The sequence below is a fragment of the Thermogemmatispora onikobensis genome (assembly GCF_001748285.1).
Taxonomy (GTDB): Bacteria; Chloroflexota; Ktedonobacteria; order Ktedonobacterales; family Ktedonobacteraceae; genus Thermogemmatispora; species Thermogemmatispora onikobensis.
Genome location: NZ_BDGT01000002.1, coordinates 186,341 through 199,308, shown reverse-complemented (window position 1 = coordinate 199,308; position 12,968 = coordinate 186,341). Strand labels below are relative to the sequence as shown.

General features: G+C 60.3%; 11 protein-coding genes and 1 tRNA gene. 5 read left to right on the top strand and 7 right to left on the bottom strand.

Translation table 11 applies throughout. The features are described from left to right. Window positions 1-104: 104 nt before the first annotated feature. Window positions 105-188 (bottom strand) — tRNA-Ser (locus BGC09_RS01920). 153 nt (window positions 189-341) lie between these two features. Continuing rightward, entirely contained in the window at window positions 342-1,610 is a 1,269-nt protein-coding gene (locus BGC09_RS01915; RefSeq protein ID WP_069801552.1) for an aminoacyl--tRNA ligase-related protein, read from the bottom strand. A 272-nt stretch (window positions 1,611-1,882) separates the two neighbouring features. Between BGC09_RS01915 and BGC09_RS01910 the strand changes: the two genes are divergently transcribed. The 3 genes from BGC09_RS01910 (at window position 1,883) to BGC09_RS01900 (ending at window position 4,716) form a co-directional block, all read left to right on the top strand. Beyond that, window positions 1,883-2,407 (top strand): ribonuclease FAU-1 family protein, encoded by a 525-nt coding sequence (locus BGC09_RS01910; RefSeq protein ID WP_084657835.1) that lies wholly within the window; start codon window positions 1,883-1,885, stop codon window positions 2,405-2,407. Window positions 2,408-2,983: 576 nt separating this feature from the next. Next, window positions 2,984-3,445 (top strand): HAD family hydrolase, encoded by a 462-nt coding sequence (locus tag BGC09_RS01905; protein ID WP_069801548.1) that lies wholly within the window; start codon window positions 2,984-2,986, stop codon window positions 3,443-3,445. Window positions 3,446-3,780: 335 nt separating this feature from the next. Next, window positions 3,781-4,716, top strand: a complete 936-nt coding sequence (locus BGC09_RS01900) for a DMT family transporter (protein ID WP_069801546.1) — start codon at window positions 3,781-3,783, stop codon at window positions 4,714-4,716. Here BGC09_RS01900 and BGC09_RS01895 read toward each other — a convergent pair. The 4 genes from BGC09_RS01895 to BGC09_RS01880 all read right to left on the bottom strand — a co-directional run bounded on the left by BGC09_RS01895 (window position 4,654) and on the right by BGC09_RS01880 (window position 7,531). Further along, a complete protein-coding gene (locus BGC09_RS01895; RefSeq protein WP_069801544.1) occupies window positions 4,654-5,637 on the bottom strand; it encodes a DUF429 domain-containing protein in 984 nt (327 codons plus the stop codon). The two genes, BGC09_RS01900 and BGC09_RS01895, sit on opposite strands and share 63 nt — an antisense overlap. Before the next feature lie 209 nt (window positions 5,638-5,846). After that, window positions 5,847-6,422: a GTP-binding protein gene (locus BGC09_RS01890; protein ID WP_069801542.1), complete on the bottom strand. Its 576-nt coding sequence runs from the start codon at window positions 6,420-6,422 to the stop codon at window positions 5,847-5,849. Between the two features lie 27 nt (window positions 6,423-6,449). Beyond that, window positions 6,450-6,944: a roadblock/LC7 domain-containing protein gene (locus tag BGC09_RS01885; protein ID WP_052888162.1), complete on the bottom strand. Its 495-nt coding sequence runs from the start codon at window positions 6,942-6,944 to the stop codon at window positions 6,450-6,452. A 221-nt stretch (window positions 6,945-7,165) separates the two neighbouring features. After that, on the bottom strand, window positions 7,166-7,531 hold the full coding sequence (locus tag BGC09_RS01880) for a roadblock/LC7 domain-containing protein (protein ID WP_052888161.1): 366 nt from the start codon (window positions 7,529-7,531) through the stop codon (window positions 7,166-7,168). A 453-nt stretch (window positions 7,532-7,984) separates the two neighbouring features. On the opposite strand from BGC09_RS01880, the gene BGC09_RS01875 reads away from it, so the two are divergent. Further along, on the top strand, window positions 7,985-8,755 hold the full coding sequence (locus BGC09_RS01875; RefSeq protein WP_069801540.1) for an N-acetylmuramoyl-L-alanine amidase: 771 nt from the start codon (window positions 7,985-7,987) through the stop codon (window positions 8,753-8,755). A 188-nt stretch (window positions 8,756-8,943) separates the two neighbouring features. Here BGC09_RS01875 and guaB read toward each other — a convergent pair whose 3' ends face one another. Beyond that, window positions 8,944-10,503 (bottom strand): IMP dehydrogenase, encoded by a 1,560-nt coding sequence (gene guaB, locus BGC09_RS01870; protein ID WP_084657832.1) that lies wholly within the window; start codon window positions 10,501-10,503, stop codon window positions 8,944-8,946. Window positions 10,504-11,294: 791 nt separating this feature from the next. Here guaB and BGC09_RS01865 point away from each other — a divergent pair. Beyond that, complete coding sequence (locus tag BGC09_RS01865) at window positions 11,295-12,872, top strand: amino acid permease (protein ID WP_069801538.1); 1,578 nt, start codon at window positions 11,295-11,297, stop codon at window positions 12,870-12,872. Window positions 12,873-12,968: the final 96 nt, after the last annotated feature.

Below are 12,968 nucleotides of genomic sequence, written 5' to 3'. Positions count from 1 at the left end.
CCTCGCTCTCCACGAGGCCCAGCCGCCCAAAGACAAAATCGCGCTGTTCCCACAGTCCCCCCCGGGCTATGGATACAGACCAGCCGCTATTGATCAACGCAGAGCGGAGGGGGGGGGATTCGAACCCCCGGGGCTCATCGCCCGGCCGTTTTCAAGACGGCTGCATTCGACCGCTCTGCCACCCCTCCGCTAGATAGTTTACCACAACCGGTTTCAATTTGGAAGGTTTGGGCCGCTGCGAGCATACCATTTGGGTCATTGTCTCATGCATTGCACAACAAGGATCGCTCACATCGTAGACACTTTGTCATGGCGAGAACAAACATTTGTTAGAATCGCGTTCACTGGGAAGTGAGCAGGGAGAGGCCCATCATGGGGCGGAGTATTTTCGGCACCACCACGCTGCCATCGGCCTGCTGGTAGACCTCCAGAATGGCGGCCACCGCCTGCTCAATGCTCAGGGCACAGGCGCCCAGGCTATGGGGGTAGTCGATCTGGCCGCCGGGGGTTCGATAGAGGATATTGGCGCGGCGCGTCTGAAAGCCTTCGTAATTGCTGACGGCGGCCAGGGGGAGAAAGCGCCGCTGGGCCGGTAGCCAGGCTTCGACCGTCAGGGTCATCGCGGAGGCAAAGGGCAATTGGCCGCTACAGAGCATGACGACCCGGTAGGCCAGTTCCAGACGCTGCAACAGTGTTTCGATTTGTAACAACAGTGTTTGTAAGACTGTGTATGACTCCTGCGGGGTCACTAACAAGAGCAGTTGCACCTCGCTGAGCTGGTGCCAGGGCAGGCGCGCTGCACTGGGAGGAAGTGAGGATGAGCCTCCATCGCGGTGAAAGACTGGGGTCCAGGTCACCAGGCGCAAGGGCAAGCTCTCAGCGGTGAGGACCGTATTACTGTAGAGATTCACCAGGGACGGTGCTCCCCCCGGGTTGAGATAGAGCTCATCCGCCTGACAGCTATAGCTCTGGGACTCCAGAGGAGGAAACTGCCCGGCGGCCAGCAGAGCACCATACTTCATCAGGAGCGGGAGCTGGACCTCTCTGTAGGTCCATTCTTGGGTGAAGAAGTCAAGGGCAAAGGTCACCAGCGCCCGCAGCAGCCTGGCTCCCGGGCCGCTTATGACCATAAATTGACTGCCGCTCAGACGACTGCCGGCAACGCTGTCGATGAGGCCCAGCCCACTGCCTAGCTCGCGGTACGAGCGAGGAGAGAAGTAGAAGCTCATTGGGACGCCCCAGCGGCGTAGCTCGCGATTAGCCGAACGCAGGAAGCCAGTGGGCACATCAGAATGGGGCAGATTGGGCAACGGCAAGAGCGACAGGCGCAGGCGCGTCTCCAGGTCAGCAATCTGCAACTCCAGCGCGCGGATCTCCTCTTCGAGGCGCGTGATCTGCTGTTCAAGTCCGGCGCGCCGACTGGCAGCAGCCGCCCGGCATTGCTCACGCAGATTCTTGAGCGACCCGTAGAGTCCTTCACAGCGCCTGGCAAGGCCATCACGCTGCTCGGCCAGACGCTCGATCTCTTCGAGCGCCACACTGACCCGGCGTTTCTGCAGTCCTTTCCGTACAAGCTCGGGTTGCTGACGCAGTAAATCAAGACTCAGCATACGCTGTCAGTATAGCATAGCAAGCGAGTAGGGCAAAACCGTTCAGCTGGAGGCCGAATGCGTGCTTGCTGATCTGGACAAGAGCGCCCGATGAGGAGGTGAGCGCTCTGCTGCGCCGATCGGCATTGCTCAGTTTCATTAGATTCCTATGTTTTTGCAAACACGAAATCTTTTGCTATTTCGTTTCTTTTAGTTACGCTTGAGTCTCTTTCTCATGTGGCACTCGCCACTTGACAAGGCCGGCTCTTGCTGCTACCCTTCTCCCAGGATGGATGAGTCACGCCGGCAGTGGTCTGGCCCGTCTGGGATTGCCACGGGGAGCGCAGCAGATGATCACCGTTATTAAGAAAAATCCGCAAGGTGAGGCGCTCTTCTCCTACCAGGGTGAAGTGCTCGCTGCCACCTCGCGTATTTGCATCCTCCGTGCCTTCTGGACGTGGCCCGATCGCGACCTTGGCTACACGCGCTTCGAAACGGGCGACTGCTTTACAGAGTATTATTATACTGATCGCTGGTTCAACATCTTCGCAATCGCAGGGAAGGATGGTGAGCGCAAGGGTTGGTATTGCAACATCGCCGAGCCCGCGGTGATTCACGATGACCGTATTGAGCAGGTTGATCTTTTGCTCGACGTCTGGGTTGACCGCCAGGGAAGGGCACAGGTGCTGGACGAGGATGAGTTTCAGGCAGCGACAAATTTGAGCATGGCCCAGCGTCGCGGCGCTCGGGAGGGCTTGCAGGCCCTGCTGGAGATGGTCACCCGCCGTGAGGGGCCATTTGCCGAGATAGGGCCATAAGATTGCAGCGGCTGCGAGGTGCGGACGGCCCTATCCGTCGGTTTGCTTCTCTATCTGCCTGGACAAGAAGGGCTGCCAGCCGACTTATTATTCTCGATGCCTGGCCTGCCTTGCAGATAGAGAGGACGGAAGGCCCGAGCAAACTGGACTTGATGGCTGCCGTGGTCACCACACCAGGTTGACTACCTCTCCCGTCCGTTCAACCGGATGGCTGTAGGGGATGTCTGCCGTTCGTAGCAGCTGGCTCGCTTCTCAGCCGAGTGGGATGGGATGGTGGGGGTGTCTCTTCTCGTGCCCCGCTACCAGGAGGGGTCAGCGAGCGAGGAAGAGATCGACCAGGCTTGCACAAGAGTGCCCCGCCCGAGAGCGGGGCTGCTCTGCTGCATAGCGACTGGGGTTGAGTCCGAATCGCTCTCCTTGTCGCCGACCAGTTGGTTTACCTGGCCGCCGCTCCAGCTTTTGCCTCGCCGCTTTGGTGCCGAGCCGAGCCGAGCCGAGCCGAGCCGAGGGCGACCACTCTGACAGCGGCCAGCCTTCTCATTCTCTGAGCGCCATGATGCTTAGTGGTTGAGAGAGATGATCAGGATTGAGATTCCACAAAGAGAGACCATTGAACTGAAGCATGCTGTCTTTGATATCAACGGTACGCTGGCCTTCGATGGAAAGCCCTGGCCCGAGGTTGTGAGCCGCTTGAAGCGTCTGACCAGCTTTCTCTCTATCCATCTGCTCACAGCGGCGACGCATGGGCAGGTCGCTGCCCTGGAGCACAGCCTGGGCCTGCCGCTGCATGTGATCGATACAGGCGAGGAGAAGACTCGCTATGTTGAGGAGCTAGGTCCGGCCAATGTGATCGCCTTCGGCAATGGCGTCAACGATGCAGGAATGCTGCGCCGAGCTGCCATCGGGGTGGCGGTCTTGGGACCCGAGGGGGTGGCGCGCGAGGCTTTGCAAGCCGCCGATGTGCTGGTGCGCAACCCCATCGATGGGATCGACCTCCTCTTCTATCCAAAACGCCTGATTGCAACTCTCCGTCCCTAGCTTCTCAGGGCACGCTGAGAGTCAGCGGCGCTGGCATGCTCAGAGTACTGACAGCGCCTGAGCGAGCGCTGGCAGTGGGTCGAGCCATTCTAGCCCTGCCAAACCTCGCTCAGCTTTGTCCGACGAAAGAAGGGCCGGCGCGCCTGGTGAGCGCCAGACAGCCGATAGGCTGTCAACAAACGGTAGACCGATGGCCAGCAGTCTGGGCTGTCTGTATGTCTGCAGCCGGCCTGATCGTCTGTCCTCACTCACCCGCTCGTTCAGCCTCGTGGAAGGTCCAGCCTCACTCCACGCTGCCTGACCGACCGGGCGTGGACCACGCTAGGAGGAGCTTGATGCAGTCCCATTCCTCCCAAGAGATCGACACCGACACTACTGTCCCCACTGACGTCATCCCAGAACACCGCGCCTGGCAGGGTCTGCTCTACGCCTGCCTGGCAGTGCTCTTTTTTTCAACAAGTCCCGTCTTTATTCGTCTTGCCGCCCCCTTTACTTCGGTCGAAATCGCCTTCTGGCGCCTGGCAATTGCCGCTCTGCTCGTGTTGGTACTGGGGTTGGTAACACGTCAGTCGCTGTTGTTGAGGTGGCGAGAGTTTCCGCGCTTCTTGCTCTATGGGCTGGTAACAGCTCTGCACTTTATTTTTTACATCGCCTCGCTGAGCTTTACCACGATTGCTCACTCGCTGGCCATTGTCTATACCTCGCCAATCTTTGTGGCGCTCTTCTCTGCCCTGGTGCTGCGCGAGGCGCTGCCATTACGCAAGTATATCGGTATCGCGGTGGCAGTGATCGGCGTGGCTTTTATGGCTGGTTTTGAGCCACACTATACCGCTTGTCAGCCTCAAGAAGGCCACTGTATGCTCCTGGGGGATGGCCTGGCTCTTCTCTCGGCTATCTGCTATGGGATCTATTCGATCGCCGGGCGTGGCGAACGGGATCGTCACCCGCTCTTTCGCTATACCTTCTATGTCTATGGGCTGGCAGCGCTTTGGCTGCTGCCGCTCACGCTCTACTTCGCCTTCCGCCATGCTTATCCACTACCAGCTCTGGGGGCAGTGATTGCTTTGGGAGTCCTGCCCCTCGGTTTGGGGCACACGCTCTACAACGCCTCGCTACGGACGCTGCATGCTACTTATGCCAATCTGATCGCCACACAGGAGGTGACTGGCGGCATTCTGCTCGGCATTCTCTGGCTGCATGAGATCCCCTCATTGACCGCCATCATCGGCGTGATTGTGACCCTGGCCGGGATTATTAGCGTCTTGCTCTGAACCGGGGCTAAGACTGCAAGGGGGACGATCCGTCGACGAGAACGAGAGGGCAGGCGACAAGAGAAGCGCGGGGTCGTAGATCCAGCCCTCGTCGGGATTGCAGTCGACAGGTAGCAGGGCACTCAGACGCTCTCGGAGTTGTCGGGAGGTGTCAGCGCTCACGGCTCCACTGGCCCGAGCTGCCCAGGCAGCCTGAATAGCGCAGAGGAGAGCATCGAGATGATCGCCACGCTCATCATCCAGACAGGCGGATCGATAGGCAGCTGGGAGAACAAGCGTCAGGTCATAGCTCTGGGTTAATTGAGAAGAGGTCAGTGCCCTCAGTAGATCGGCCCTGGCCTGGCGCGAGGCGAGAGTATTCTGCCCTCGGCCCTCGCCTTTGTAGGGCCGGCTCCTGAGCCAGCGCCGCGCCACCAGGGCGGGATAGCCTTCCAGGATACAGCGCCCGGTCTCCGTCGGATGACAGGGCAGCAGACAGGCGCCACTCGCCAGGAGACGCGGCGCCCCCTGCCAGAACATGCGGGCCAACGGCACGCGCTGACGCATCAGGGGACTGCGCGCCTGAGCCAGAACATCGGTAGGCCGGCGTGGTAACTTCTGACCGGGGGGCTGCCCGTCACTATAGCGCTGGAGCTGCGCCAGAAAGGTGGGCAGTTCCAGCCGCGCCGCCAGCGTCACATAGTTCGCCCAGGCTGTTGGCCAGCCGAGCGCATTCACGACCACGGCGGGCAGACCCAAAGGGAGATCAATGGCCGCCAACCAGGGACCAGGAAGACGCAGAGAGGCTTCGAAGGCAGGCCAGTCGGAGCAGTCTTTGAGGCCAAGAAGAGTGAGCTTCCTGCCCTCTAGCTGGCCAATAGCCATGACAATCGGCTTGCGACGGCAGGGAGCACTGGTGAAATCGAAGCCATAGATGCGCATCTGGGATAACATCGATCAAGCAGGGACAAGATCAAGCAGTGGCAGAGCTGCTTGCCCTTGCCCGGCGCCACTCACCTCATCCCCCTCGCTCTATCCACCCGATAAGCGTCACCAGGCGAGCACGCACCCGGCTGCCGGCAGCCAATGTTCGAGAGCCAGACCTGACCAGGGCCAGGCAAGACAGAGAAGCCAACCGCCCGGTCAAGCGGCTAGAGCTGGGCGATCACACTCTTACTAATCGCACGCAGGGTCGCAAAGACCCCGATGCCACTGGAAGCCACCGCCTCGAAGGCAGGCACCCGCCGGCGATTCAGGTAGCGATCAAGCACGTGGACAGGCAGAGCCGAGGGGAGATCACGCTTATTCCACTGCATCACGAAGGGGAAATGGCCGAGATCCTTGCCGAGACGACGCATATACATCTCCAGCTCGGCGATGCTCTGGACGTTCTCCTCAAACTTTTCCGCTTGCGAATCGACCACAAAGACGATTCCATCGGCGCCATTGAGGACAGCCAGGCGAGTACGCTCATAGAGAATCTGCCCGGGCACCGTATAGAGATGGAAGCGAGTGCGGAAACCATGCACAGTACCGAGGTCGAGGGGGAGGAAATCGAAAAAGAGCGTGCGCTCGGTCTCAGTCGCGATAGAGAGCATCTCGCCGCGGATAGCGGGATTAATGCTCTTATACACGTACTGCAGATTGGTAGTCTTCCCACAATATCCAATGCCATAGTAGACAATTTTGCAATGGATCTCGTGAGTAGCGATATTGATAAGAGCCATAGAAACCAGTTACCTCGGAAGCAGGCCCTAATCGCGGAAAAGCAAATCGATCGTATCCTCGACAGAGGAACGGAATTCCACATTAATCACGGACGTCTTTCGACGAGACGTATCGGCCTTGACGCGCGCAAGCACGCGCACCAGCTCATCGGTAGCTTTTTTAGACAAGACCTTTACCAGGCCGATATGGGTCAGTTTATCGAAGACGATGACCAGCAGCCACTGTTCTTCGACCAGGGTCGTATAGATATTCTCGTGCATGCCCTGCTGGAAGATCGTACGGAAATCCTTCTCGCCGAGGAGTTCGGCCACCTGGCGGGAGGACGAGAACGCACCGGCCAGCAAGGCGCCCAGGGAAGTCACATTGCGGCGCACCCCATTGCCGAAGTTAGAGATCACCTGGCCGCTCTTATCGAGCAACATCACCGTGGACGCGCTGGTATCGTGCAACAACTTGCTCAGTGTTGCCCGGATAGCCTCAAGTTCATGATCCGAAATAACCAGATTTGATAATTGCTCCATGTACGCGCCGCCTCCGGTCCGGTACAACAAGCTTAGCGTGCACAGCACAGGCACAGCTTCATGAGCGCCAGCGAGCAGCGGGCGTCATGAACAAACCGCGAAGCAAGAACGAACGAACGAACGAACCAACGAACGAACCAACGAGCCAACAAACAAATAAGCAAAAGAAAGAAAAACGAGTGAGCGAGCCAGCGAGCGAGCGAGTGAGCGACGGCGCCTGATCAAGCGATATCGAGCGCTTCGAGGATCTCATCGCGGCTGCTTTTGACCAGATGGCGAACCCGCCCCAGAGCTGAAGCGGAGTCGAAAACCGTCACGATCAGCGCGAAGTCGCCTAGGGGGTCAGCGCTCACCAGGCCATGTTCGAACTCGACGAGAGCGCCAACAAGCCCGCCGCGAGCGATCTCCCGTCCCAGAGCCTCCGCGGCGCCCAGGCCGCTTGTCATAATGGCCCCCACGGCTTCGAGGTCTTCCTTGCTATCGCGGGGGACCCCCTCGATCAGCAGGCCATCGCGCCCAACGAGGATGGCCATCCTCACGCCTGGGATGGTTAGGAAGCGGCCTAGCGCCTGCTTCAGGTCAACCATGCTCTCCTCCGTCTCTCACGGAACGCACCACCGCAACGGGTCGGTTGGTAGGTCGGTCGATTGATCGTACAGAGAAAACTGCTCTGCCTCGCCTATCAGCTAGCGAGCAAAAGAAGCCACACACGTATGAACGGGTTGCACCTCGCGGCAGGTGGATGAAGGGAACGCCGGTGCCAATTATCCAGCCTGTTCCCGCCTATGCTCTGCCATACGGGGACTGCTGGTATTGTATACGATACGGCTTGAGAGCGCAACCAGGTGAGACTTCTTGGCTAATGGTTATATGTAGATGTATGAGCCATACCAGCCGCCTTCCCCCGCTCTGGCTCTGACCTGGCCAAGAGCAAGCAGGGTCAGGCTGGGGAGAGCCGAGCCGAGTCGGGCGGGCGTCTGGTTGATCGGTGATCTCTGTATGCCAGCTGAATGAGTGATCAATCCAACCGAGGAGGAGCGATGGACGAACCGGGAGCGCTGTGGTGCCCTTCGCCTCATTACTTTGCCGGTCGGCGAGGAGAGCGACCGCGCTGGATCATTGTGCATGGGACCGCTGGTTTTGCGACTGCCGAGGAGGTGGTGGCCTTCTTCCAGCGTCCCGCAACGGAGGCAAGCACCCATTATCTGATTGGGCGCGATGGGCGCATCTTCCAGCTTGTACGCGAGGCCGATGCGGCCTGGGGCAATGGAGCCGTGAGTCAGGGACATGATCGCTGGTGGGGAACGACGGGCAATCCCAACTACGTGACCCTTTCAATTGAGCATCACAAGCTGAGGCGCGATAATGGCGACGAACTGACCGAGGCCCAAAAGCAGGCCAGCTTTCAGCTGATTGACCATCTGTGTGAGCGGCACGGCATTCCACGACGGCGCGCTGATGCACAAGGGGGCATCACTGGCCATTTCTCGCTTGATCCGCAGGGACGCAGCTACTGCCCGGGTCCCTATCCCTGGGATGAACTTTTCGCCTATCTGGCTCGCAACAGGCTGAGGCCGGTCGCTGCTGAGAGCAAGCCCACGACTGCGATGCTCCTCCCGCGTCATGATCAGGCCCGGGCGGCTGCGGAGGGCGATCCTGGCTGCGCTGGACTATGGCAGCAGCTGGAGGAGTTGCGTGAGGTGGCCGCGGATTTCCAGCGCCGGTTGATCAATGTCGAGCTGGAGCTGGCCCGGCTCCAGGGGCAGGAAAGGCCTCCAGGCAGCCGGCCACAGAGCGCCAGTGGAGGATAGGGAAGAGGAGGAGGAGGAGGAGAAGAAAAAGAAGAAGGAGAGCAGGCGCTCTGTTTCTGAGCCTGGAGATATTGCCCTGATCTGACAGGGACAGAGGAGAGCAGCGGCGAGTGGGTTGCAGCGATTGCCTCGGGCGCTGTTAGCAGCTCAGACAACCTATTGCAACCCACTCTTCAGTGACTCCGATCCTAGCGGAACTTGGTTCCGTAGTTCGGCGCCTCCTTGGTGATCATCACATCGTGTGGATGGCTCTCGCGCAGGCCGGCGCTGGTAATGCGCACAAAGCGAGTGCGCGTTTGCATCTCTTCAATAGTGGCACAGCCAGCATAGCCCATTGCCTGGCGCAGTCCACCGACCAGCTGATGCACGAGTGGCCCTAACATGCCTTTGTAGGGGACGCGGGCCTCGATTCCTTCGGCGATCAGCTGCGACTCATCGCCGACATTGTCCTGGAAGTAGCGATCCTTGCTGTAGCTGCGCTGCTTCATGGCCGCGATCGAACCCATACCGCGGTAGTCCTTGAAGCGCTCGCCGTGGGAGATGATCAGCTCGCCGGGGCTTTCGTCAACGCCGGCCAGGAGGCTACCAAGCATGACGGTGTCGGCGCCGGCAGCGATGGCCTTGGCGATATCGCCCGAGTACTGGATGCCACCATCGCCGACGATCGGGACGCCATAGCGGCGGGCCACACGCGCACATTCATGGATGGCGGTGACCTGCGGCATGCCCACCCCGGCGATGACGCGCGTAGTGCAGATGGAGCCGGCTCCGATACCTACCTTGACGGCATCCGCGCCCGCCTGAATCAGGGCTTCGGTGGCTTCGCCGGTGACAATGTTGCCCGCCATAATCTGGACACGATCGCCGAAGAGGCGCTTGAGACGCGCAACGGTGTCTAGCACCATCTGGGAGTGGCCATGTGAGGTATCGACGACCAGGACATCAACACCCTCTTCAACCAGAGCCCCGGCGCGCGCGTCGGTGTCAGGTCCCACGCCGACGGCTGCCGCGACACGCAGGCGCCCGTACTCGTCCTTGGCGGCGTTAGGATAGAGAATCTTTTTCTGGATGTCCTTGATCGTGATGAGGCCGCGCAGCATGCCATGCTCATCGACGACGGGCAGTTTCTCGATCTTGTGACGATGGAGGATGTCACGGGCCTGCTCCAGGGTGGTGCCTACTGGCACGGTGATCAGCTTCTCGCGCGTCATGAGCTCGGAGACAGGCCGGTCGAGGTTGGTCTCAAAGCGGATGTCGCGATTGGTGAGGATGCCGACCAGTCTGCCGTTCTCAACGACCGGGATGCCAGAGATGTGGAAGTGCTGCATGGCCTGCAGCGCTTCGCGCAGGGAGGCCTGTGGTCCAAGGGTGACGGGGTCGGTGATCATGCCAGACTCGGAGCGTTTGACCTTATCCACTTCCCGCGCCTGGTCCTCAATCGAGAGGTTGCGGTGGATGACCCCGATGCCACCTTCGCGGGCGAGGGCAATGGCCATGCGCGCTTCGGTGACGGTGTCCATCGCAGCGCTGACAATGGGGATGTTGACACTGATGGTGCGCGTGAGACGGGCCTTGGTCGAGACGTCGCGGGGTAGGACCCGCGAGGCCGCCGGAATGATCAGGACGTCGTCAAAGGTCAATCCTTCGCCGACAAATTTCTCTCGTCCATCTAGGGCAAACTCGGCTGGTGCAACGGCAGGATGCGCTTGCAGGTCGTCGATGGTCTCTGCTGTATGGGCCTCAGCCATAGCTCTCCTTCCTTTCCTCCTTACAACATACGCAAACGCCCGGCACGTGGTCCCGCGTCCTCCACGGCTCCTGGCGTGGAGTTCCATCGGTTGTGTGCCGGGCCACTCGTTCCTCCTGTGTTGGGTAGACGAGCACCGGATACGGGACGCCTTCCTGCCGGGCTGGCACTCTCCTGGCCTGGCTTCTCTGGCGCGACCGCCACAGGATTCTCGCTATCGCCTCCGGGAGGGGAGGTCGCTGGCTCTTCCCCTCTGGCTTGCTCAGGGCACTCTCGTCTCTTTCAGGGGATGCGTTTCTCGGGTCTCCTGCCTCTGCTATCAGGCTGGCTTCCTTTGAGCAGCACGGCAAGCAGGGCGCCTGTCCTTCCTGAGCCACAGGAACTCTTTGTTTGACGCTCGCGGTCTCGCTGTCCGCCCTCTGGATCACCGGTCGCTTCGCCAGGCTGGCCCTCTTGGCCACTCGATCGGCCAGGCAGCCAATCAATCACCACTTACCTGACTACCTCACTGGGGCATCAGCCCGACGCTCCCGGCTGTTTGTTCCTTCTATAAGAGCATATCTTTCCCCCCTCTGTCAAGGCACGGCGAGAAGGAGCTGCTCCCACTCCTTTCTGCTCCTTATACCTGCTCCAGTACAATATGAATGAAGGTGTTTCTTGTGTAAAATGCGAGCCTGGCCATGATGTGAACAAGCCCCTCACTCGCCATGACCGCTCGCCTGGTCGCTATCTCCTCATCTGGCTGCACACGGAGGCGCAAGGTGGAAGGAGAAGAGGAAGGAGGAATGGGTTATGATAGGGCAGCAACCAAATGGCAGGGATGCCAGTATGCAAACCGGGGCCGGAGGACCGCTGGGCCGCGCTCCCCGGGCAACCTGCCCGCCAGCGCTCTCCCACTACTACACGAGACGGGCCTTGCCCAGGCCCATCGGCTCGCTCGATCTTTGTCTGCTCCATTTCACAGCAGTGTTTGCCCCCAGCCCAGTGCTGCAACTGATCAGGGAAGGGCCGCCAGCTTTACTGGCTGCCGCCTTGGGTGCGCTGATGCTCTTGCTCCCCATGACGCTGGCAACCTCGCAGCTGATGGCCCTGGCTCCTTCCGAAGGAGCGCTCTATAGTTGGACTGCACGCTTACTCGGGCCCTACTGGGGCACAGTTGTGGGAATCAGCGACTGGTTGCCAGGTCTGCTGGCAGCCGTCAGCGCTCTGGTCAGTTTTGTTGCTACGCTGCAGGGTCTGAAAGCAGGCTGGCTGGCCGAACCGTGGCAGCGGGAGCTGGCGATCTTGATCCTGCTGGCTCTGTTGCTCCTGCTAGGCTGGCAACGACAGCGCACGGTGCAGCGCATCGTGAACACGTTCAGCGCACTGACCCTGGCCATTGTGATCCTTAGCGGGATCTGTAGCCTGGTACTGCTGCAACAGGGAGCGTGGCGCCCCCCATCCTTCTGGCGCCCAGGCAGGTCTCTGACTGAGTCCCCACGCCCTGGGGGCAGCCTGGCCGCCCTCCTCTATCTTGGTTATAGTGCCCCTCTGAGTATGGCCGGAGAGCTGCGCCCCGGTCTCGCTCCAGGCCGCCCATTGCTTGGGAGCACCCTACTGGTCTGCAGCAGCTATCTGCTCGTCGCGCTCGCCGCTCTGGTCGCACCCGGCGGCGGACCGGGCCTTGTGCTTGAGATGGCCCTGGGCCACACCGCCGGCAATATGGCCCTGGTCGGCTTGCTGGCTTTCTATCTCTGTGCAGCCTTTGTGCATACTTCCGCTTGCGCACGCTTGCTCTTTGTAGCCAGCCTCGATGGCCTTTTACCAACCGGACTGGCCTTGCTCAATCGGGAACGCATTCCCTGGCGCGCTTTCGTGATACAAACACTCCTCACTGGCATAGTGGCCACAGTTCTGCTCGTCGTACTCCCTCAGATGTCCGTAGAGACAATGGGTTCCCCAGCGGTAATGGCCTCGCTGCTGGCTACGATGACGTTGCTGCGCCTATTTGTAGCTTTCTTCTGCTTTTACGTGACAACTCTGATCTCCTACCAGCAGCCATGCCCGGCCCTGGGAGCGAGTGCGATGGCTCCCTGGCTGCTCCGCTCGGGGACAGTGGTGGGCGTGGCAGGCACTAGCCTGGCAACGCTGGAAATTCTGACGCATTCCTGGACCCCGCAGCTTCCCGACGCTAGCTGGGCCCTCCTGGTCGGCAGCCTCGTTGTGCTCTCCATAAGCGCGGCTACTCTGGCAGCTCTGCCAGCAACGGCCCGGGCCAGTCGTCTTGCCCCTCGCCTGTCTCAGTGGCTGCTGCAAGGAGAAGGCGATCAGCAGCCGCAGGCTAAGGCTCACGCTCAGGAGAGAGGAGACCTCCGCGACCGCGACGCCTGAGACGCCAGCCCCGGCTCGCTCAGGCGCGCTCTGAGCCACTCGCCCGGCCCAGGTGCAGGCTGGGTGGAAAGTTCCAAGGAAGTATACGAGCCGAAT